22 protein-coding genes, 2 tRNA genes and 1 pseudogene are annotated in these 22415 nt (G+C 45.0%); 10 read left to right on the top strand and 15 right to left on the bottom strand.

The genetic code is table 11. The features are described from left to right. Window positions 1–637, top strand: a pseudogene (locus OUY18_RS11375) (hypothetical protein); the annotation flags it as partial. A gap of 11 nt (window positions 638–648) precedes the next feature. Continuing rightward, complete coding sequence (locus tag OUY18_RS11370) at window positions 649–999, top strand: hypothetical protein (RefSeq protein ID WP_268058903.1); 351 nt, start codon at window positions 649–651, stop codon at window positions 997–999. A gap of 230 nt (window positions 1000–1229) precedes the next feature. Here OUY18_RS11370 and OUY18_RS11365 read toward each other — a convergent pair whose 3' ends face one another. Both OUY18_RS11365 and OUY18_RS11360 read right to left on the bottom strand, forming a co-directional pair. Continuing rightward, a complete protein-coding gene (locus OUY18_RS11365; RefSeq protein WP_268058902.1) occupies window positions 1230–2864 on the bottom strand; it encodes a class I adenylate-forming enzyme family protein in 1635 nt (544 codons plus the stop codon). Between the two features lie 282 nt (window positions 2865–3146). Beyond that, window positions 3147–3365, bottom strand: a complete 219-nt coding sequence (locus tag OUY18_RS11360; RefSeq protein ID WP_268058901.1) for a hypothetical protein — start codon at window positions 3363–3365, stop codon at window positions 3147–3149. Between the two features lie 629 nt (window positions 3366–3994). Here OUY18_RS11360 and OUY18_RS11355 point away from each other — a divergent pair. Genes OUY18_RS11355 through OUY18_RS11345 form a run of 3 tightly spaced genes read left to right on the top strand, consistent with a single transcriptional unit; the run spans window position 3995 to window position 6685 of the window. Next, on the top strand, window positions 3995–4768 hold the full coding sequence (locus tag OUY18_RS11355) for a hypothetical protein (RefSeq protein WP_268058900.1): 774 nt from the start codon (window positions 3995–3997) through the stop codon (window positions 4766–4768). Further along, window positions 4769–5752 carry a BclA C-terminal domain-containing protein gene (locus tag OUY18_RS11350; protein WP_268058899.1) on the top strand — a complete coding sequence of 328 codons (984 nt, stop codon included), beginning with the start codon at window positions 4769–4771 and terminating at the stop codon, window positions 5750–5752. A gap of 12 nt (window positions 5753–5764) precedes the next feature. Beyond that, window positions 5765–6685 (top strand): BclA C-terminal domain-containing protein, encoded by a 921-nt coding sequence (locus tag OUY18_RS11345; protein ID WP_268058898.1) that lies wholly within the window; start codon window positions 5765–5767, stop codon window positions 6683–6685. Window positions 6686–6819: 134 nt separating this feature from the next. On the opposite strand, the gene OUY18_RS11340 is transcribed toward OUY18_RS11345, so the two are convergent. Next, entirely contained in the window at window positions 6820–7608 is a 789-nt protein-coding gene (locus OUY18_RS11340) for a slipin family protein (RefSeq protein ID WP_268058897.1), read from the bottom strand. A 460-nt stretch (window positions 7609–8068) separates the two neighbouring features. On the opposite strand from OUY18_RS11340, the gene OUY18_RS11335 reads away from it, so the two are divergent. Next, window positions 8069–9265, top strand: coding sequence for an exonuclease domain-containing protein (locus OUY18_RS11335; RefSeq protein WP_268058896.1), 1197 nt, complete (start codon window positions 8069–8071; stop codon window positions 9263–9265). Between the two features lie 208 nt (window positions 9266–9473). Here the strand turns inward: OUY18_RS11335 and OUY18_RS11330 are convergent, their stop codons facing one another. The 5 genes from OUY18_RS11330 to OUY18_RS11310 form a co-directional block, all read right to left on the bottom strand. Continuing rightward, on the bottom strand, window positions 9474–10643 hold the full coding sequence (locus OUY18_RS11330) for a DUF262 domain-containing protein (protein WP_268058895.1): 1170 nt from the start codon (window positions 10641–10643) through the stop codon (window positions 9474–9476). A gap of 267 nt (window positions 10644–10910) precedes the next feature. After that, window positions 10911–10997, bottom strand: a tRNA-Leu gene (locus tag OUY18_RS11325). Between the two features lie 75 nt (window positions 10998–11072). Continuing rightward, window positions 11073–12041, bottom strand: coding sequence for a M23 family metallopeptidase (locus tag OUY18_RS11320; protein ID WP_268058894.1), 969 nt, complete (start codon window positions 12039–12041; stop codon window positions 11073–11075). A 92-nt stretch (window positions 12042–12133) separates the two neighbouring features. Continuing rightward, window positions 12134–12307: a hypothetical protein gene (locus OUY18_RS11315; RefSeq protein ID WP_268058893.1), complete on the bottom strand. Its 174-nt coding sequence runs from the start codon at window positions 12305–12307 to the stop codon at window positions 12134–12136. Window positions 12308–12376: 69 nt separating this feature from the next. Continuing rightward, on the bottom strand, window positions 12377–13027 hold the full coding sequence (locus OUY18_RS11310; protein WP_326492996.1) for a sugar transferase: 651 nt from the start codon (window positions 13025–13027) through the stop codon (window positions 12377–12379). A gap of 186 nt (window positions 13028–13213) precedes the next feature. Between OUY18_RS11310 and OUY18_RS11305 the strand changes: the two genes are divergently transcribed. Then, window positions 13214–14167, top strand: a complete 954-nt coding sequence (locus OUY18_RS11305) for an ROK family protein (RefSeq protein ID WP_268058892.1) — start codon at window positions 13214–13216, stop codon at window positions 14165–14167. Window positions 14168–14200: 33 nt separating this feature from the next. Then, complete coding sequence (locus OUY18_RS11300; RefSeq protein ID WP_268058891.1) at window positions 14201–15256, top strand: aldose epimerase family protein; 1056 nt, start codon at window positions 14201–14203, stop codon at window positions 15254–15256. A gap of 87 nt (window positions 15257–15343) precedes the next feature. On the opposite strand, the gene OUY18_RS11295 is transcribed toward OUY18_RS11300, so the two are convergent. The 4 genes from OUY18_RS11295 to OUY18_RS11280 all read right to left on the bottom strand — a co-directional run bounded on the left by OUY18_RS11295 (window position 15344) and on the right by OUY18_RS11280 (window position 19347). Beyond that, the gene (locus tag OUY18_RS11295) at window positions 15344–15997 is read right to left on the bottom strand and encodes a flavin reductase (protein WP_268058890.1); all 654 of its coding nucleotides are present in this window, start codon (window positions 15995–15997) and stop codon (window positions 15344–15346) included. Window positions 15998–16088: 91 nt separating this feature from the next. Next, the gene (locus tag OUY18_RS11290) at window positions 16089–17360 is read right to left on the bottom strand and encodes a replication-associated recombination protein A (protein ID WP_268058889.1); all 1272 of its coding nucleotides are present in this window, start codon (window positions 17358–17360) and stop codon (window positions 16089–16091) included. Between the two features lie 25 nt (window positions 17361–17385). Next, window positions 17386–18639, bottom strand: a complete 1254-nt coding sequence (gene glyA / locus OUY18_RS11285; protein WP_326492995.1) for a serine hydroxymethyltransferase — start codon at window positions 18637–18639, stop codon at window positions 17386–17388. A gap of 54 nt (window positions 18640–18693) precedes the next feature. Then, window positions 18694–19347 carry a TraX family protein gene (locus tag OUY18_RS11280; protein WP_268058887.1) on the bottom strand — a complete coding sequence of 218 codons (654 nt, stop codon included), beginning with the start codon at window positions 19345–19347 and terminating at the stop codon, window positions 18694–18696. 131 nt (window positions 19348–19478) lie between these two features. Here OUY18_RS11280 and nth point away from each other — a divergent pair, with 131 nt between their 5' ends. Together nth and OUY18_RS11270 are read left to right on the top strand one after the other, a co-directional pair. Beyond that, entirely contained in the window at window positions 19479–20123 is a 645-nt protein-coding gene (gene nth, locus OUY18_RS11275; RefSeq protein WP_268058886.1) for an endonuclease III, read from the top strand. A 61-nt stretch (window positions 20124–20184) separates the two neighbouring features. Then, window positions 20185–20260: transfer RNA gene (locus OUY18_RS11270), tRNA-Ala, on the top strand. A gap of 120 nt (window positions 20261–20380) precedes the next feature. Here OUY18_RS11270 and OUY18_RS11265 read toward each other — a convergent pair. The 3 genes from OUY18_RS11265 to OUY18_RS11255 all read right to left on the bottom strand — a co-directional run bounded on the left by OUY18_RS11265 (window position 20381) and on the right by OUY18_RS11255 (window position 22403). Further along, entirely contained in the window at window positions 20381–20635 is a 255-nt protein-coding gene (locus tag OUY18_RS11265) for a YkuS family protein (protein WP_268058885.1), read from the bottom strand. Window positions 20636–20734: 99 nt separating this feature from the next. Then, window positions 20735–21604, bottom strand: a complete 870-nt coding sequence (locus tag OUY18_RS11260; protein WP_419196141.1) for a D-alanyl-D-alanine carboxypeptidase family protein — start codon at window positions 21602–21604, stop codon at window positions 20735–20737. Between the two features lie 232 nt (window positions 21605–21836). Continuing rightward, window positions 21837–22403: a DUF6143 family protein gene (locus OUY18_RS11255; protein ID WP_268058884.1), complete on the bottom strand. Its 567-nt coding sequence runs from the start codon at window positions 22401–22403 to the stop codon at window positions 21837–21839. Window positions 22404–22415: the final 12 nt, after the last annotated feature.

Genomic DNA, 22415 nt, shown 5'->3' with positions numbered 1-22415 from the left:
CATAGCTGCTGGAGAAGTAATATTTGCAGGGATAGCAAAGTATGCGGAGAAAGGGTTGGCTAAAAGTGTAATCAATGAAGTAAGAACCATAGAGAATCCTGAAATAGTTGGAAAAGAAGCGAAAGAGGTTGCTGAGGGGGCGGGTAATGGTGGAAGTAAGATGAGTCTTTTAGACGACCCTAAAATTGCAAAGGATGTTGTTTCAGACCCAGATGCGGTTTATGGATATAGACCAAAGCAAGGTTCTTCTTTAGACCAGTTTGATATAGACTGGAGTAATGCAGATGAAGTAGCCAAGGCAAAGGCAGCCAGGCTTGAATATTTAGAAGCAATGGAAGCAAAGAAGGCAAAATTGAGTGTAGAAGTTGATAATTATTTGACAGAAGGAAAAAACATGCGAGAAATTGCTGAAATGAAAGTGAACCAAAGAAACATGGATAGAATAAACTCCTATATTGAGAGAGGGGATTATGATAATCTTGAGAAATTATATGAGAGAAACCTTCTTGAATATGGGCAAAAAAAAGGTCCAACTGTGCAGCAATTATACGAAAAATATGGTTCGTATGAAGATGTGATTTATTCAAGTGTCAAGGTGAATAAAGGTATGAATGTGATTTTAGGAATAGAAAATTAAAGGGGGACATTATGGATTTAGAAAGAGAAAAAGAAGAAACTAAATGGTTTAGAAAAGATGGTTTAAGAATTAAACAAACAAGCGAAGGAAAACAAACACTAGTTTCAGTTATTCTTGACGGATATAATATTTGCTTTAAATTAATGCTATTTGACTTTCTTGATCACATAAAAGAAGATTTAGCATTAGATGTCAAAATAAAAAAAATATGGAACGAGCAGCGTGTTTTTGTGGTTGATTCGAAGTATGTGTCAGATTTAATTAATTATATCGAATTATTTATTGGTGAATGGAATATAAAAATAAGTGAAAGTACAGTTTCCGCTTCGGATGTTATTTCTGATGAGTTGTGGTATAGCTAAAATATTTAAAAAGGCGAGCATTCATGTTGATGAGAATAAAATAGTAAAATTATATGCGGTGTACCTACACAAACACCAAAGAAACCTTGAATTTGGCTGATTTCACGGATGTTACAGCCACCTGTGGGGTGACTTTTAGACCAGGTAGATGAATAGAAATTCTCAATTTCCATATTACAAAGGTGATAAGTAATAAGTGATAATAATTTAATAGAAAAAAACGCTCTGTTTTATTTTGTCGTTTCCGCTTCCACTAAACGCTTGCCGCAATAAATTTCGCGCAGGCGGGGCTTTTCGATTTTCCCGGTAGGATTTCTCGGCACGTTTGCAAAAATAATCTTTCGCGGCCTTTTATAGCGCGGAAGGTCCATACAAAATGTCCGAATATCCTCCTCGCTGCAGGAAGCGTCCTGTTTCAGTTCTATGATAGCCGCGGCAATTTCGCCAAGGCGGTCGTCCGGAAGGCCGATAACGGCAACGTCTTTCACCGCAGGATGGGCGCGTAAAAAGTCTTCGATCTGCACGGGATAGAGGTTCTCTCCCCCGCTGATAATGACGTCCTTCTTGCGGTCAACCAGATAAATAAAGCCGTCCTCATCCATCCGGGCCATATCGCCGGTAAAAAGCCATCCGTTTTTCAGCGTTTCCGCAGTTGCTTCCGGATTGTTGAAGTAACATTTCATTACGCCGGGGCCTTTTACAATCAGTTCGCCCACTTCTCCCTGCCGAACCTGTTCACCCTTATCATCCACAATCGCGGTTTCCCAAAGATAGCCTGCCTTGCCGATTGCGCCTACTTTATGTATGTTTTCAACGCCAAGATGCACACATCCCGGCCCAATGGATTCGCTGAGTCCGTAATTGGTGTCATAGAGATGTTTCGGAAAGACACTTTTCCAGCGCCGGATCAAGCTGGGCGGAACGGGCTGTGCGCCGATGTGCATCAGCCGCCACTGATCCAGCCGGTAATCCTGAAGGCGAATGTCCCCGTGCTCTATCGCATCCAGAATATCCTGCGCCCAGGGGACCAGCAGCCAGACGATCGTGGCCTTCTCTTCAGAAACCGCCTGTAAAATCCATTCGGGTTTCACGCCGCGAAGGATAACCGCTTTCCCCCCGGTCAAAAGGCTGCCGAACCAGTGCATTTTCGCGCCGGTATGATAAAGCGGAGGGATACACAAAAATACATCCTCATGCGTTTGCGAATGATGATTCTGCTCCGTAAGGCAGGAGGAAATCAACGCCCTGTGCGAATGAAGAATCGCTTTTGGAAATCCGGTCGTGCCGGAAGAAAAATAAATCGCCGCGTCATCCTCGTCTTTCAGGTCAACCGCCGGCGCGGTAGACGAGCAGTACGGCACAAGCTTGTCGTAGCTGTCGGCAAAAGTCGGCTTATTCTCTCCGACATAGAAAAAGGTTTTCACCCCGTGCAGATGATCAAACACCTGCTCGACACGTCCAATAAATTCCGGGCCGAACACCAGGGTATTTACTTCCGCCAGTTCCAGACAATACTTGATTTCTTCGGATGTATACCGGTAATTCATCGGCACCGCAAGCGCCCCGGTCTTTAAGATGCCGAAATAAATCGGCAGCCATTCCAGACAGTTCATCAGAAGAATTGCCACCTTATCCCCTTTCTGAATTCCGCGGGTAAGAAGGAGGTTCGCGAACCGGTTCGCTTTTATATCGAATTCCTTCCAAGTCATTTCACGGCGATATTTCTCGGAGGAACCTGATTCAATTAAATTATATTCCCGCCATGTAACCGCACGGTCCGGCTGGTTTGCCGGATTGATTTCCACCAAACTGATTTCCGAGGGATAAAGCTTTGCGTTTTTTTCAAGAAAATCTGTAATTGCCATTTTACATCAACTTTCTTCTTTCAATTTGAGACGAAGGGAATCTCAGAAATAGGAAACGGATTTATCTTTACCTTCTGTCCGATTATACCATAATTTATCCAGTAAAACCATTAAAGTAATAAAGTTAATAAAAATAAATTTATTTTGAAATGCAAATGCCGGTTATCTGTCCGCTTCCAATACCGCATTCCTTATAAAAAAAGCGCCCGTCGTTGGAATTGACCCCAAAACAAACAGGGGTGTGGTTCATACGACGGACGCTATGTCTTCAATTTTAAGTTATTATAAGAAAGAAATCATATTTCCGGGAACCTCATATTGCCTTGATATCACGGTTTTAATTTTCTTTTCATCCAGCAAAGGGAGCTTGTTGATACTGTCTATAAAGTGTTTTGAAGGCTGCAAACATCTTCGGCCGCTCTCATTATAAACCTCAATGTTAATCACACTGATTCCCTCAAATGTTTTATTTGCGATCACTACAACTTTTTCTATTTTCATATCGCCATCCCTTTCTTTAATAAAAAGGATAATGGAATACCCGAAAAAAGTCAACCATATTTTCGTATGAATAATGAACAATAATAAACACCGTTTTTCTGTTTATACTAATTACGAGGTGTTGAAAATGGGCAATAATACCAATAAATCTTTGAAACCGGATCCAGATTCCGTCTCCCCCTCTGCTTTTCCAACCGTTCCGGCCCCCGTACCCGTTCGGATGCCTTCTCCCGAAGAAACAAAGCCGGGTACGAACGCAAATACCGGCACACAGCCGGAAAGCCTGAAAAGGAAATAAAAAAGTACCGTTTGGTATTGTCAAACGGTATGCATAGGTAATTCATATGTCGCAGGTAAAAGTGTAGTCATTCCGTAAGACTGGTACGGGTGACTTAATGGAGAATCAAAATTCTATAAAAAGGAAAACCCCGATGTTCAGTGATAAACATGAATTCCGTAAAAGCAGCCGGTACCTTGACGATGGTGCCGGTTGCTTTTTGTGTTGTTAAAAAAGAAAAAGAGAGCGGATACAATACAGGCACTAAATTTTAAACACTTTCAATCTAAAATATTGGACCCGCACCTCCAGCCCCTTACCGAAATATACTGGATACTGGAGGGATTTTATTATGTCCATGCCTGAATTTCCGAAGCCTGATCCTGATTTAACACAGGAACAGGTGCTGAAAATGATATTATCGTCCATCGCGTTGGAAGAAGCGGCGCTCAGCCATATCATAAACGCCGAAGGCGAAAAGATACAACATGTTTTAAAGCAAGCTACCTGTGGTAAATATCCCGTTGATACAAACGATATTTTGGCGGTTAATCAGAGCGTTGCCAATTTATTGGAAATCGTACTGCAAAATCAAATAATCTTAAAAAACAAGATGGATAAGGTTCTGGTATACTTACCTGTACCGCCCTGTCCGCCTGTACCGCCCTGTCCGCCTGTACCACCTTGCCCGCCTGTACCGCCTTGCCCGCCTAAGGGATGCTGTTTATTTAGTCACGCTTGTTTTGACGTAATACCCAAGGCCTACTGCCGTAACGAGCCATTGCAGTGGAAAGAAAAGAACACACGGGGCCGTTTCATGCTTGCACCGGATGACTGTTCTAAAATTCAACTGCCGCGTACAGGCTCGTTTATGGTTGGTTTATGGTTGGATACCGGTAAATCAGCATTATCCCAAGGTGAATTGGAATTTACAATTTCCTGCCAGGACAAATCCCCGATTGTGAAAAGAATACACTTGAATTCCTGTCACGATTCGACCGTTTTATCCAAAGAATTTATTGTTCAGATGCCATGCTCGTGTTCACCTTGTTATGTGTCTGTCGTTGTTTGCGCGCCTTGTGAAATGCATGTACGGCAGGGCAGAATCGTGTTCTCGAAGGCATAGATGTTCCCATCTCATCTGCTTAAGCATACAATAGACAAGGCACTTTATGCCTATCATTTTAAAGGAGAAGTGGTATCCTTGTCACAGCCTTCCTTCCCGAATAATCCTGATATTACAAGAGATGACGCAGTTAATCAAATATTATCCTCTGTTGCAATGGAGGAACTCGGTTTAAGCCATATTATAAACGCTGAAGGGGAAAAACTTCAGTATATCCTGGGCACACTGCCGGGGATAACCGGGCCTGCCGCAACCATCGAGGATCTTCTTAACGCCAATGAGAGTATCCAAAATCTTTTGCAAAACGCGTCCTATAATCAATTGCTTTTGAAATCCAAAATGCAGCAGGCATTAGCCTCATCCGAAATGACCGGCCCAGCCGGCCCAGCCGGACCTGCGGGACCCGCGGGAAATCCTGGTGGCCCGGCCGGACCTACGGGGCCTCAGGGACCTACCGGACCCCTTGGCCCTGCGGGACCGCAAGGCCCTAAAGGCGATACGGGACCCCAGGGTCCTGCGGGAGCTACCGGCCCCACCGGGCCTGCCGGTCCCCAGGGACCCGTCGGACCTGCCGGAACCAACACAACAGGAACCTCCTCGTTTGCCTATGCCACGGGTACTGTGCTTACCGCCTCACTAACCGGCACTCCGGTTCCCTTGCCGGACGGTCAAATCCTTCCAACCGGCATAACAGTAGACGGAACAAATACCACGTTTACCGTTGCTGCGGCTGGACGTTACCGAATCGCATATGCCGTCAATACCACTGCCGCGCTTCTGCTGTCTACGCGAATCATGATTAATGGAGCGGCAAATACAGCTTCTACGGTTGCTCCTATCTTAAGTCTCTCGAACTATTCAAATGAGATTTTAGTAGATTTGACAGCTGGAAGCACGGTACAGTTACAAATAGTAGGGGCATCAGTCAGCCTGACGCTGGTAACAGGTGCGGGCGCCACGTTGATGATCACCCGGTTGAGCTAAGGAGGAAATACCATGTCTCTACCTCAATTTACCTCAACTCCTGATCTGGACAGGCAAAGTGCGATTAACCAGGTAATTTCTTCCACTGCATCCGAAGAACTGGCACTCAGCCATATCATAAACACCGAGGGAGAAAAAATTCAATACGCCATAGGTTCGCTCCCGGGCTTGGTAGGGGGCTCAACAATCGCAGACGTATTGGATATAAACAAGAGTGCAGGCGATATGCTTGGCTCCGTGTTGGAAAACCAAATGATATTGACCGGGAAACTTTCTGAAGCTTTGCGGGCCCCTGTCTTCCTGGGAGCCGCCGGTCCTGCTGGTCCCACCGGGCCAAAAGGCCCGGATACCGGTCCGGCCGGTCCGGTCGGTCCTATGGGGGCGGCAGGCCCGGTCGGACCGGAGGGGTTACCCGGACCTGTCGGAGATATGGGCAGCGCCGGCCCCACGGGTCCTGCCGGCGCGGAGGGCGCAGCCGGTATAGCAGGGCCTGCCGGTCCGGCCGCGCCGACTCCACCGCCCTCCGCTACCGCCGGCTTCGCGGCCAACACCGCCGGTGGTTTGATTACGGTACTCGTAGCCGGAACAAATCTTGCATTCCCGAGCACGAAGCTGTTATCTCCGGATATCACGCTGACAAGCGGCGATACCTTGTTTACAGTGAATACGACCGGATTATATCGGATATCCTACCATGTCAATATTACTGCCGCTGTTGCATTGGGGACACGTCTGGTAATCAACGGCGCTAACATTCCTCAGTCCACTATTCCGCCTGCCATCGCTTTATCACAATTCTACAATGAAATTGAAGTAAGCCTGACAGCAGGCGCAACCATACAACTGCAGATGTATGCTCCGCTGTTAGCCGGAGCGGCGACACTGTTGGGCGGCGGTATTGGCACGTCCATGATGATTATTCGATTAGGCTAATTACCAACAGGCTGGGGCGCCAATAAACGTCAGTAAGCACACTGGAATTTTCAGGCTTTAGACTGATTAAACCAGTGTGCTTTGCCTGTTTTTGTGAAAAACCAGGACAAATTCAACCGGCTAATTTGTCAGAATTAGAGATGCACATCCTTTTCCCCCTCGGATTGCTGAGAAAAGCTAATGCCGCTAAAGGCTTTTAGGAACTCCATAGGCAGCGGAAAAACAATGGTAGAGTTCCGTTCTACTGCTATTTCCGTTAAAGTTTGCAAATAGCGTAACTGCAAAGCAGATGGTGATTTTTTGATAACCTCCGATGCCTCATAAAGTTTCATCGCAGCCTGTGATTCACCCTCGGCAGCCGTTATTTTTGCCCTGCGCTCCCGCTCGGCCTCTGCCTGTTTTGCCATTGCGCGCTTCATAGAATCCGGAATTTCGATACTGCGTAATTCGACCGCAGTAATCACAATACCCCAAGATGACATGGTATCTGTCAACATATTTTTCAGGATTGTATTGATATTGTCTTTTCCGGTGAGGATTTCATCCAGTTCATGCTGACCCAGAACAGAACGTAACGTTGTCTGTCCAAGCAATGTTGTACTGCTGTTAAAATTAACCACTTTCGTAATAACAAGAATCGGATCTTCAATGTGGTAATATACAACCGCATCCACTTTAATCGATATATTGTCCTTGGTGATAATTTCCTGCTGAGGTACATCAATGGTTCGCGTACGCATGTCAACCTTCCGCACAATGTCTATCCCAAAGGGAATACGCGATTTCAGACCGGGCCCCAGAACGCCGATAACGTGTCCGAAACGGAAAATCACTCCCCGCTCATACTCTTTAACAACTACAAGGGAAAGGGACGCAAGAAATAATAAGACAACTAAAATAATTATGATTACCAAAAATCCCATTTTACTTCCTCCCATTGAAATAGCTTTGATCTAACGAAAAAATAGTACCGTTATTCCATTTGTATTTTTAGACGTTCTATAATTATGTAGTTTATCCCATGTGTATTTTATTATAAGCTAACATAATGATTCCTATAACCGTTGAGTTAATGAAGCCCGTTGATCACTTGGCGGAGGCTTAGCTTGGGTAAGAAGAAATATGATTATTTATATAATTTACTGGAATATTACCTCTATTTCATTGCATATTTTGGAAATTATATATATAATAGAAACAAATTTAACATTTAAATTGGTATTCAAACTGAATTTACTAAAATTACATAGTGTCTCATAACGGCAAAAAGCCCACACGCTACCGCAAATAGCGTGTGGGTTAAAAATGAAAAATTCCGTGCAGGAATTCCTCAAATATATTGTAACATATTAGGATTATATGTCAATTATTGGAGGAGTTAATGTGGACTTTTTAGCTATTGATTTTGAAACCGCGAATCTAAATCAAAGCCCTTGTTCTCTTGGTTTAACTATAGTTGAAAAAGATAATGTTATTGACTGTAAATCGTTTTTGATAAATCCGAAAGAACCTTTTGCAACATCTTGTACTAAAATCAATGGCATTACACCGAAAGATGTCGTTGATAGCCCGGAGTTTCCGGCTGTATGGGAAAATATTAAACCATTATTTATGAAATATCCTATTGTGGCACACAATATCAGCTTTGATTATGATGTTTTAAAGAAAGCATTGTTGAAATATAACCTGCAAATCCCCAAAATGAAGTTATATTGTACATTTCAGTTAGCAAGAAAAAATTATCCCGAAATCCAACATTTTAATTTACCGGCATTATGTGAATACTTTGACATTTCTTTAGAAAATCATCATGCCTGTGAATGCGACAGTCTTGCTTGTGCGCTTTTACTAATCAAAATGTCACAATCCCCTACATTTGAGCTTACACAATACATTCCAAATTCTTCAAAAAATACATCTCAACAACGGAGAAATGCCTTTAAATCACTTTTTAAAGAACCGGAATACGATGAGGCTCAAGTAGAATACGACGACATGTGGACCTTAACTTTTGATCAAAGAAGCTTTGTAATTACGGGGGATATAGAAGGCTATAGCCGTGACGATTTAATAAAGCTGATTGAAGATCGCGGGGGCACTTGCAAGACATCTGTCAGTAAAAAAGTAGATTACTTAATTGTAGGAATGCAAAACACAAAAGTCGTTAAAGACAAAGCAGACGCAAAAAGTGAAAAGATTATGAAAGCAGAAAAGTTACGTGATGAAGGATTTCCTATAAAAATAATATCAGATGAAGATTTCATGCAAATATTACATCAAAGCGGGAAATCGAATTCGTTTGAAAAAGATTGGTTTGAATTTTACGATGAATCAGAAAAAATAAAAAAGCTTAAAGCCTGGGGATTATTATCCCGCACAGCAACTGAGTGCAAACAACTATATTACTGTGGAATAAATTCAAATGGAGTACTGTCAAAATGTGAAGTAATTGGCTATGTAAACAGCAATGTTGCTGTGATAAGTATAACAAATAAACCTTATAAAATTCACGCGGATTATTTAAAAGAAATGCAGCCTACTAAAAAGGAGGTTGAACAGTTAAATGCAAAATACCGATGAAATTTTCAATATAATTAAAAATATGATAAAGCCCGAATATTTGGAAAACTGCGTATTTTGGTTGAAAAAGAATGCATCGAACTGCATATCGCCAATTTCAAAGTGCAATCCGCATTTGGGGCAAATTCCTTCGTCGGCTTTATCGCTTCTTAATAATGATAGGTTGCTATTTCCTTCCATAAGCCGCTTATGCGCGTTTGGTCGGAACTCAAGGCATTTTTTTAGAAATTAGGTTGGTAAAAATATCACGCCGAACAGAATTGGACTGATTTGTGAAATTGACTTCATCGTACCACTTAATCAAAAAATCTTTGTCATCATCTGATATTTCATTTCCGTTAAATATAAAAAACCCAAGAAGATAATTAATATAGTCAATTCGTGTAGGAACTTTCAATTCGTTGTCATTGATAAAGTCAAGCACTACATCCAAAGCTTCTAATGTCATCGAAAAGCACTTGGTCAGAGTGTTCGGATCCAAGTTGCAAAGTTGGTTTTCCTTAGTATCGGAAGACATAGGTGCACAGTTCACAGAATGTATACGTGAAGTCAACATTTCAAAAGCAGGATTTAATGCAGCAATGGGATAAGAGACACTGGTTTTTTGAGGAGTAAAAAAATCTCCGTATCCAGCTTCAATCAATCTCTCTTTAAATAGGTTTGTATATTGTTTATATATATCAATACCATGTGCTTTAAGCTTAGAAAATCTCATTTGCACAATACTTACGCGGCTTCCAGCATTATTCAAAACCTCAAACCATTCAATTTGTTCATCCTCAGTTAGGTCTTCAGCAGAATTTATTGTATAATTATAGTTTTTGATTTTACTTCGAACTTGCAGCAAAACATTTGTAACTTCAGGATTCTTTAGTGGACCTATTTTTGAAGTATATTCAAATAGTACTCTATCTTCCTTATTTAACAAAATGCCTACGGGTATTTGTGTGTTGCGAATTGCCCCACTGACTTCAATAAAACACCCTTTTCCTAAATCTAAAGCAACATTTCTAAGATCATCATGATTGATATACGCTTTATAATTGGTTGTTAATCTCTGTTGCCCATCTACAACAGACATCTGGCTATGTACAACTTCTGGCATTACTTCTCTATCAACAAATGACACTTGGGGCACACATTCTTCAGTGTTCAAAATTGTATTCATAGATATGGGTGATACAGGTGCCTTCCCAATAAGTTGATAGTTGAGAAGGTCAATACACTTTTTTAATGTCCAACTTAAATCTCTTTGATATAGCGGCAAAGATATACTTTTATTCTCTATCTTTTGGCACATATCAAAGATAGACATTTGTGTGCTCTTTTTGGTTGGGTTAAATGAGGCTGCTTTTATTAATTCCTTATTTATGCGCATTGTAATTCCTTCCCGCTGCTATTAATAAGCAGCTACCATCATTAATTAATAATTATAGCCTGATTTATATTTTTGTCAATAGCAGCTACTGAAATTTTTGCATTTTTTATTTTAACTATTAGTTAATGGGTGAAGCTGCTTGTCTATGTTGATAAAAAAGTAAGGGGTAACCCCATAAAAAAGGCTACCCCTCATTTTATTTTAGCTCAATGAAAACACAAACCCGAACGCTTCACCGATAAAGTGAATGTTCGGGTTATGTGCGTTTGGTGCTGGTGATCGGACTTGAACCGATACGGTGTTGCCACCGAGGGATTTTAAGTCCCTTGCGTCTGCCGATTCCGCCACACCAGCATGAGAACCGTCGGATTGACGGTTCAACGTTTGCTATTATAGCATAGTGAGGCAAAAAAATCAATTAGAATTTTACTATGGATATTGAATTTCTATCGGAGTTTGCCTGCTGTATTCCTTGGTCTCCGGATTGCGGATAACCGTCGATTGGTTTTGGCGCAGCAGCATCGTCAGCTGATAAACATCCACCCAAATTTCATTATTGCATTCCTTCTGGCTTTCATCAAAGATCAGCTGAAGTCCAAAATGCAAATGGCTGAGATTAATATTATTGACATTCTCCTTCGTGCTGTAGCCTGTATGCCCTACATACCCGATGACATCACCGGCGGTAACCGTCTGCCCCACAGCCAGATTTGCCACATACGGGCGGTTCTGCCTTAAATGCGCGTAATAGTAATACCGCTGTTTGTCAAAACTGCGGATTCCAATACGCCAGCCGCCGTATTGGTTCCAGCCAAGCGCTTCCACCACACCGGATTCCACCGCTATAACAGGCGTCCCGGTAGCCGCAATCATATCGTGGCCTAAATGCTGCCGCCTATAGCCATAGGACCGCGCGGCGCCGAAATCGTCGTAGTCGTTGTAGGGAAACGTCTTGGCAATCGGGGAAAACCCGATCAGGCCATATTTCTCCTCGCCGTTGACCTTATAACTTCCCAGCAGGCCCCCCAGAACAGCCGTATACGCTTTATGGTAATAACCATAAAGTTTCATATTTTTTGTTAAATCATCCATACTTTGCGTTTTCAGTTTCTCAACCAAAACATCCATATCATTGCTCTTATAATGTGAGAAATTTCCGCCGTATTTTGCTCCAAGATAAGAAAGCAATTCAATCCAGTTGTATTTCTTTTCCTGATTATGAGAAGAAATATCCAGATTCATCGCTTTTTTCAGAGCGATATACGGAACATTAAACTCAACATATTTTATGTAGCCGCCTGCCGCAGCCTGTGTTTCCGTAGCCGCAGGCGCGCTTCGCTCAAAGTATCCGGCGGAGACAAAAACTGCCAGCACAGTGAGCAAAAGAAAAAGAGCCATTATTTTTTTCATTTTCATAGAATTGTAAAACAAGCGATCACCTACTGTCTTACAATTATTATGATGATGATAATAAAAATATGGCTCAAAAATTAAAGATCATCGGCATCCTGATCCGGCTTCTCTCCGTCCCGCGGGGTTCCCGTATAACTTCCCAGAATATCGGACGGGATATCGCTTTTGCTCATATTTGGGAGCGTAGCGGCCATTTTGCCGACCTTTTCTTCCTTACTGTCTGAATGGAATTGTTCTCGCTCTTTATCCATATGATTTCACCTCGCGTTTATTATAAGCAGACAAGGGTGAAATATGAATGGATTCTTAGGCGGAAGCTTTTATTTTAATACTGCTCCAACCGTCTGGAACATAATTTTTATATCATTCAAAAGGGTGATGTTTTTCATATATTCCAGATTGTATGCCATTTTCGGCGGCAGAATCTGCTCTACGTAAACCTGTTCCGGATTCTCCGCCGCATTTAAAAGACGGTCTTCGTCCTTAAAAGCAATACTCGAGGTGGCGGTTATGCCGGGACGGATCAAAAGCGTCGCCATATACTCCGGCGTGTAAGCCTCCACGTATTTTCGCACTTCGGGGCGGGGACCGACCAAGCTCATGCTGCCGTCCAATACATTTAACAGCTGGGAAAATTCATCCAGCCTTAACTTACGGATAAAACGGCCCATTCTTGTAACGCGCGGGTCATCCCCTACCGTGAGCGGCGGGCCGATCTTATCGGCATCCTGAACCATTGTCCGGAATTTAAAAATCTTAAAATCCCGGTTATAGCGGCCGACGCGGACCTGCCGGTAAAAAACAGGGCCTTTTGAGTCAAGCTTGATGGCAATCGCCAGCAACAGCAGAAAAGGGGATAACAACAGCAAAATGATGAAGGAAATAACGATATCAAACACACGCTTGCAACAAAGCGAAAATTTTCGTTTGTTAAGCATATCCAAATATTCTTTTGTATATTCGTTTTTCATAGGTTCGGGCAGCGCTTCAAAAATCACAACATGTACTCCATTCTAATCTATTTCTAGTATTATAGCACAGAATTGAGCATCGTAACAAATTTTTACATTCCTTTTGCAATATGTTTACTTTTCACATGGATGAATGCTATACTATAAATATTATTGCGAAACAGCGAAAATAAAGGGGATATTGTAATGTATTATCTTGGAATCGATCTGGGCGGGACAAACATCAAAGTTGGTGTCGTTGATGAGAACAACCAGATCGTCGCAACTGCGAAAAAGAAGACCCGCGTACCTTGTCCGCCCGACGAGATGTGTGAACAGCTCGCTTCCACTGCTTACGAAGCACTTGAGAACGCAAAAATTTCAATTGACGATGTTCCCTGGGTCGGTATTGGAACCCCCGGTACGATAAACCGTGACACCGGTGTGGTGGTATTTTCAAACAATCTTCATTTCGATAATTTCGAGCTCAAAAAACTGCTGGAAGCCAAAATGAATAAGAAGGTTATCGTCGAAAACGACGCGAACGCTGCCGCATACGGCGAATATCAGGCAGGCGCCCTAAAAGGCACCCGGAATGCTCTCGCGATTACGCTTGGGACAGGCATTGGCAGCGGCATTATTATCGACGGAAAAATCTATGCCGGTTCAAACTTCGGCGCCGGTGAAATGGGACATACCGTTATCGCTTATAACGGACGCCATTGCTCCTGCGGACGTGACGGATGCTGGGAAACCTATGCTTCCGCTACCGGTCTGATCCGCTCCACGAAGGAAGCAATGGAAAAAGCAAACGATCACAACACGCCGATCTGGAATCTGGTAAACAACGATCTGAACAACGTAGACGGCCGGACCGCTTTTGACGCGATGCGCGCGGGCGACCCCACCGGGAAAGCGGTTGTTGACGAATATATATCCTATCTCGGATGCGGTCTGGTAAACTGTATCAATACATTCCAGCCGGATATTCTCTGCATCGGCGGCGGAATCTGCAACGAAGGAGAAACCCTCCTGAAGCCCCTGCGCAAATATGTTTCCAGCATGGCCTACACCACCAGCGAGGATAAACGGACAAAGCTCTGCAAAGCAATGCTCGGCAACGACGCCGGAATCATCGGCGCCGCATTGCTTGGGAAATAATTTTACGATATTACATAGAAGAAGGTAATGAAAATGAGTCTCGATAAATCTATTTTCGGGGTTATGCCGGACGGCACGAAGGTAGAAAGTTATACTCTTAAAAATGCCAACGGAATGACCGCACAAATCATCACATACGGCTGCCGGATTGTAAAATTGCTGACGCCGGATAAAAACGGGAAATTCGGCGATGTGGTATTGGGGCACGACAATCTGGAAGGGTATCTTGAAAAAGGAGACGTTTTCGGCGCCGTTGTAGGCCGCTTTGCAAATCGTATCGGCGGAGCGGAATTTACAATCGACGGCAAAAGCTACCCCCTTGCGGCCAATAACGGCAAGAACTCCCTTCACAGCGCTCCCGGCGGAATTCAGGATCGGATTTGGAAGCTAAAATGCAGCAGCAATGACGACGACTCCCCTTCCGCTGCTTTTTCCTATTGCAGTAAAGACGGCGAAAGCGGATTTCCCGGCAACCTCGACATCACCGTTACCTATTCGCTTTCCACCGACAACGCCTTAATCATCGAATATGCCGCGCGCACCGACCACGAAACGCCGGTCAACCTGACGAATCATTCGTATTTCAATATCAGCGGAAATGCAAAAAAAGATGTCCTGTCGCAGGAACTGCAAATCAACGCCGATTCTATTACCGCTGTCGGCCCGGATTTGATTCCGACCGGCGAACTGTTGCCGGTTGCGGGTACAGCCTATGATTTTAACAAATCCAAGACAATCGGGCAGGATATCCGGGCAAACGACAGCCTTTTAAAAAGCTGCGGCGGCTACGACCACAACTTCGTCCTGAAAGGCGCGGACGGAATGAAAAAAGCCGGCGAACTCTACGACCAGGCAAGCGGACGGGTAATGTCCGTTTTCACCGATATGCCGGGCATGCAGGTTTATACCGGAAACAGTTTTCGGGACGGGGTCGGCAAAGACGGCATAACCTATCTGCCGCATCACGCGGTCTGCCTTGAAACGCAGTTTTTCCCCGATTCCGTGCATCACGCGAATTTCCCGTATCAAAACTTGAAACCGGGCGAAAAATACAAGCGTACCACCATCTATAAATTTACAGTCCGCTAGAAAGCAAGGGCAGCCGATTCCGTATCGGCTGCCCCTTATGATACTGCGTAAAAGAGCTTACCTTGAAAAACAGGTAAGCTCTTTTCTTTATTTCCGTATAAAAGCGGATTTCGGAGCACCGCAGATCGGGCAGACCCAATCCTCCGGAAGATCCTCAAAGGGTACATCGGGATCATTGTAGACATAACCGCAGACGGTGCAAACCCAGCTGTCGCCGTCAAGATCGTCATTCGTTGGCTCCGGCTGATAGGTCGGGGCGTTTTTCGGCGCCTTTCCCTTGATGACTTTATGATAGTAGTCATATGTCATCGGCTTGCCCTTGGCTTCATCACTGCCTGCACAGATTTCTGCGATAAATATGGTGTGCGTGGGGGTTTCCACGCTGTTTACCACGCGGCAGAGGAACCAGCAGCAAATGTTTTCCTTCAGGACGGGTACTCCCTCGGCTAAAATCTTATGGCGGACGTTGCTGAGTTTATCGATATCACGTCCGGAATTAAAACCTAATGCGCCGATTACCGCGCCGGAGGTGTCTTCCGACAACACGGAAACGGTGAAGAGCCCGTTTTTAACAATACATTCATGGCTGTAGTTATTGTGATTCAGGCTTACCGCCACCATATTGGGGTCATTGCAAACCTGCGCAACCGTATTTACAATGCAGGCGGAAGCCTTTTTCTCATCCTTCACACCGATCGCATACATGCCGTATGTTAAATTAAATAGAATTTCATTTTTCATCTCGTTCGCCTCCCATCTGCATCCATCATAACACGCCCGTCTGTTACATACAAGACAATATCCTAAAAATTTTGAATGTGCTAAAGAAAATTTACTTATTTTGTCCTTTTATCCTGTTCCAATAGGATCGATAAGCCTGTTCCGTCTTATTCTGCCCGTATTCATAATACCGGGCATTTTTCAGTTCATCCGGCAAATACTGCTGTTCCACCCACTTATCCGGGTAATCGTGCGGATATTTATAAAACTGCCCTTTATTGGGGTTGTCTTCCCCATCATAGTGCTTGTTTTGAAGCTGCCGGGGAATATTGCCGATCTTTCCCTTCTGAACATCCGCGACCGCGGCGTCGATTGCACAGTATGCCGAATTGGATTTCGGGGAATTGCACACCAGTATTACCGCGTCTGCCAGCGGAATGCGCGCTTCCGGAAAACCGACCTGCATCGCGGCGTCCACCGCCGCCTTCACAATCGGGATGATCTGCGGATAAGCAAGCCCCACGTCCTCGCAGGCGCAGACCATCAGCCGCCGGCAGATGGACGGCAGATCCCCGGCGACGACTAAACGCGCCAGATAGTGGATTGCGGCGTCCGGGTCCGAACCGCGCATCGACTTTTGAAACGCGGAAAGGATATCGTAATGCTCGTCCCCCGCGCGGTCGTACCGCAAGGCGCTGCGCTGGGTTAACTCTTTTGCCTTTTCCAGCGTAACAAAGCAGGCGTCGCTCCGCTCATCACCCGAAAGTACGCAAAGCTCCACGGCGTTCATGGCCTTGCGCACATCTCCGCTGCAAGAAGAAGCGATCGCTTCGGCCGCGCCTTCCTCCACCTGAATCGCCCGGTTCTGCTCCTGCTCCATAAAACGGAAAGCGCGCCGCACCGCCAGCAGGACATCCTCTTTTTCCACCGGCTTAAACTCAAAAACCGTCGCCCGGCTGAGAATGGCGTTATAAATATAAAAATACGGATTTTCGGTCGTCGAGGCAATCAGCGTAATCTGGCCGTTTTCAATAAACTCCAGAAGCGTCTGCTGCTGCTTCTTATTAAAATACTGAATTTCATCCAGATAAAGCAGAATTCCGTTCGGCGCGGCAAAGGTGTCAAGCTGTTCCACCACGGAACGGATGTCCGCGGTAGACGCGGTGGTTCCGTTGAGCTTGTACAGGCTGCGTTCCGTCTGCTTTGCAATAATCGAGGCAAGCGTGGTTTTCCCAATCCCGGACGGTCCGTAAAAGATCATATTGGGAATATCGCCGGAATCTATAATCCGCCGCAGAGCCTTGTCGGGATCGAGAAGATGATGCTGGCCGACAATGTCATCCAAACTCTGCGGGCGCAGCCGATCTGCTAAAGGTGCCGCCATGGTCACCACACCACCCTGTTTTTAATTATTCGTATAAAGGATAGCGATTGCAGATCTCCGTAACCATTGCGCGGATTTCTTCCCCTTTCGCATCAAAGTCATTGATCGCAAGGGTGATGCACTCGGCAATCTTATCCATATCCTGCGTATTCAGGCCGCGGGTTGTAATCGCGGGCGTGCCCAGACGAACACCGCTGGTAATGAACGGGCTGCGCTGTTCATTCGGCACCGTGTTTTTATTGGCGGTAATATAAACCGCGTCGAGACGGCGTTCGAGCTCTTTTCCGGTCAGCTCCATGCCGCTCAGATCAATCAGCATCAGATGATTGTCCGTACCGCCGCTCACAAGCTTCACGCCCCGTTTCAGCAGGCCGTTGGCAAGAGCCGCGGCATTTTCGACAATCCGGTGGCCGTAATCCTTAAATTCCGGCTTCAGTGCTTCGCCGAAGCATACCGCCTTGCCTGCAATAATATGTATCAGCGGGCCGCCCTGCGTGCCGGGGAAGATGGCTTTGTCAATGGCTTTCGCGTATTCTTCCCGGCAAAGAATCAAACCGCCGCGGGGGCCGCGGAGCGTTTTGTGCGTGGTGGAGGTAACCACATCCGACCATTCCACCGGGTTGGGATGCTCACCGGCAGCGACAAGACCGGCAATATGCGCCATGTCGACCATCAGATACGCGCCGCACGCGTCGCAGATTTCGCGGAACCGTTTGAAATCAATGGTTCTCGGGTAGGCGCTTGCGCCCGCAACAATCATCTTCGGTTTTTCCTTCATTGCGGTTTCATAAACTTTGTCGTAATCAATACGTCCGGTTTCGGGGTCAACGCCGTAGGGAATGAAATGAAAATATTTACCGGAAAGGTTTACCGGGGAGCCGTGTGTAAGATGTCCGCCTTCCGCAAGGTTCATCCCCATTACGGTATCACCGGGATTCAAGAGGGCAAAATAAACCGCAATATTGGCCTGGGCGCCGGAATGCGGCTGTACGTTGGCATGCTCCGCGTGGAAAAGTTCGCAGACCCGGTCGCGGGCAAGATTTTCGACTACGTCGACATACTGGCATCCGCCGTAATACCTTTTTGCCGGGTAACCTTCCGCATATTTATTCGTCAGTACGCTGCCCATGGCGGCCATTACTGCGGGGGAAACAAGATTCTCAGAGGCAATCATCTCCAGATTGCGCTGCTGGCGCTTTAATTCTTCTTTCATCGCCGCCCCGACCGCGGGGTCGGACTGAGATAAAAAGCCTATTGTGTCCATCATATCGCTGTACAATTTAATCATTCCCTTTCCCTAGATTATTTATTGATAATTATACACGATCAGGTACTAAAAGGCAATATTACGTACAAAATACAGCAGTAACAAATGGACGGGATAAAATGCGTAAAAGAAGTATTTCCAGTCGGGCTTTCCTCTCTTCCCATTATAAAGCAGGATCGGAACACCGGCCGCCGCCGCATAAAGTTTTATCGTTCCCGTCAGGAAGCTATAGCCTGTATTCAAAAGGGCAAACAGGAGAACCCCTTTCGTTTTTGCATCCCGCAGGCAGTAAAACAGAATGATGAGCGTTACGCCGAACCACCCGTAATCCGTGCGGAACGCCTCCGCCACTAAGACGGGAATACCGGCAAGCACAAACGCAAAAAACGGTTTGGTTTCCAGATAAGTCTGAAGAAGGGAAATCGCGATCAGCCCCAGGAAAAGGGTAAAAAACACATTTTGCTTTTCCGGGTGGTAGACGGTTCCGTAAAATGCAAGATCATACGGTATTTCGGACAGCAGCGCAAACAGAAACAAACGCCCGAGATACGCCCGCACATTGGAAGTATAAATCAGCCCCTGCGCGATAAAAAAGCAGAAGAGCGGAAAAGCCAGCCGCCCGATGATACGGAAAAGCATAATATGCGGAAAAAACAGGGCGCCGATATGATCAATCAGCATACTAACCATCGCAAGAATTTTCAGCTGTGCCCTGCTCATATTTTCCCCACGCTTCCTTTTTTTGATTCCTTTACCAACATGATATTTGATTATCTTCTCCTTGTCAACTTGTACTTTTCTGTAATTTAGGATAGAATAGTTTACAGTAAATTATACAGGAGGCAATGGATATGACCCGAAAACAACGCGCCGCTTTGGCTGTAGAGGCTTTAAAAAAAGAATATCCGGACGCCATGTGTTCCCTTGACTATACGGACGCCTTCCAATTGCTGATCGCGACCCGGCTGTCCGCACAATGCACCGACGCGCGGGTAAACCTTGTTACGCCCGCCCTTTTTAAAAGATTCCCGAATGTGGAAGCTTTTACAGAAGGTACGGTTGAAGAAATTGAAGAATTAATCCGTACGTGCGGACTTTACAAGACGAAGGCACGCGATATTTACGCCGCGTGCAAGATGTTGAAAGAGGAATTTGGGGGCGTGGTACCCGACAGCATCGAGGAATTGCTTCGTCTGCCGGGCGTGGGCAGAAAAACCGCAAACCTGGTGGTCGGCGATATTTATCATAAACCGGCGGTTGTCACCGATACACACTGCATTCGCATATGCGGCAGAATCGGGCTGAGCGAGGGAAAAGACCCCTTCAAGGTGGAAAAGCAGCTCCGGGAAGTACTGCCTATGGATGAGTCGAACGCTTTCTGCCACAGACTTGTCCTGCATGGCCGCAAGGTATGCACTGCCCGCAGCCCCAAATGTGAAATATGCAGTTTAAATGGGTTTTGCAAATTTGCGAAAGAAAAGATGTCGGAAAAATAAAAATAATAGTTGAAATCGGCGCGTTAACATGATATAATATCCTTCGTTGCACAAGAGATATGGGCTCGTAGCTCAGCTGGGAGAGCGCCGCGTTCGCAACGCGGAGGTCGACGGTTCGATCCCGTTCGGGTCCACCACAGCAAAGCGCATGATGAAAAATCATGCGCTTTTTTGTAGTACAAAAAGGCCTGAGAAAGCCGGAATCTCTTTCTCAGGTCCAACTATTCGTAACGCATAAAGCGATGGAGGCAAAGGAATCAGTGATTGGATTCAATCTCTTTTTCCACTTCTTCGGGCGTCATACCAGTTGCATTAATAATAGCCGCACCGGTCATCGTATCCTGCATGCCAAGAAAATCATTCTTTAAGCCTGTTACAACAATTGCATCATAGTCCTTCAATTTTGTGAAAGACTGATCATTAAAGTTAATGCATTCCACTTGATATCCTTTTCCGGTAAGATAATCCTTTACCGGAGTAAGATTTTGCTCTACTGCAATTTTACATTTCATAGAATCACCTCATTTTATTATTTGCCCGCGATACCGTTCTATACAAATGAGCGTGAATTTATCGAAAACAGCGCAGCAGCTCAACAATTTTCACTAAAATTATTTATTGAATTTACTTTTTCCCAAATCATTATATACTTCCAGGGCGTCATCGATATTGTATTGCTCCGTCTGGTGATCGCCTCTGGCGCCGGCCGTAACGAGCACATACTCTTTCTGATCCTTTTCAGCGAGGCTGGCAAGGCAAAGGCCTGCTTCATCGGTAAATCCGGTTTTTCCGCCTACTATTTTCCCGCCATTAATCACGGGGTTTTCCATATTTTTAAACATGGTGCTCTGAAAAGTTATCCCCTCCGGATGCTTGTTTGTGGAGGAAGTGGAATAACGCGAAGAGGTAAAAACATCCTGAAACGTTTTATTTTGCAGCGCATAGCATAGAAGAATGGACAGGTCCTTTACGGTTGTATAATGCTTTTCATCATGAAGACCGGTGCAATTGGTAAAATGGGTATTTTTCATACCGAGTTGCTCCGCTTTTTGATTCATTTTCTCAACAAATCCCTGTTCTGAACCGGCAATATGATCGGCAAGACCGATGCAGCATTCCGCCCCGCTTGGCAGCATAACGCCGTAAAGCAAATCGACTGCTTTCACCTTTTCATTCGGCACAAATCCCGCCATGGATGCATTTTCTTTGTATAATTTCTGAAACATGGACGCGGGAAGAACAATTTTCTTTTGCAGATCCGGCAGATTTTCAATCGCAACAATCGTCGTCATCATTTTTGTTAATGAAGCGGGATAAATTTTCTGCTCGCTTTTTTTCTGCATCAGAATTGTATGATCATCCACACAAACCAAAATTGCATTCGGGCTATGCAGTTTATCTGTAACGGTCGGATTGAACGCATTCGCGACTTCTTTTAATGAACCGATCGGATCCGATACTTTATTACCGATATTTCTCAATATGTTCCCGCCGTTTCCTATTTTAAACGGATTCCGCAACACGAAAGCGGCAACGATCGCTACCAAAACAAAAAACCGGAATTTCCTTCTAAAATGCACGATATAAAACAGCTCCTTATGTATTCTGAAATCTATTCTACCACAGAATAAAGAGCAAAAACAGAATTCTTTCTTATGAACTCCTTAAGATTTACGGAAAAAGGCAGCATCCGGAAGGATGCCGCCTTAACGGTCAGAAGCAATAGGGTATTTTTTCTTCCCACCATCCGAAGGCAATTCTGCCCTCGGCCGCAGCGGAAAGGTCCCCTGTAACAGTAAGGAAAACCAGGAAATTGCCGCCGGGAGGGAAAATCAATTTCCCATTTTCGGTCTCTACCAGAGTTGTTCCCGGTTCTCCGTCGCGGACAAACGCAGCCACCCCTCCGGTCGGATCACCGGAAACACCGGAAGCAAACTGCAGTTCAACACGCGGAACAGGAGCGGGTTGAATCGCAGTATTGGATGAAGTTACCGAAGCAGTTTTGAACGGTCCTTCGGGAGGGTATGAATTAAACCAAAACTGGGCGCGGAAGGGAGATTCCGATATTTCGGTAACCGTCCAAACATTTACAAACAGATTAACACCGGAATGCGGCGGGTTATATAATCTGGCCCACGCATTGGTCCCTTTCCCGAGGTTTAAATGATCCGCATAACCGATAAAGTAATTGCCATTCAGAGATTCAAATAATTCGATCGGGATATTTACGGTTTTATCATAACTGCATCGAATTGGTTTCGGGCTCATAAAATTGAGCATAAACTCACCTTT

Origin of the sequence: Caproiciproducens galactitolivorans (assembly GCF_026672255.1) — a bacterium.
GTDB classification, from domain to species: Bacteria; Bacillota; Clostridia; order Oscillospirales; family Acutalibacteraceae; genus Caproiciproducens; species Caproiciproducens galactitolivorans_A.
Note: the sequence above shows the minus strand (reverse complement) of the source record. Positions and strands in the feature narration are given on the sequence as shown.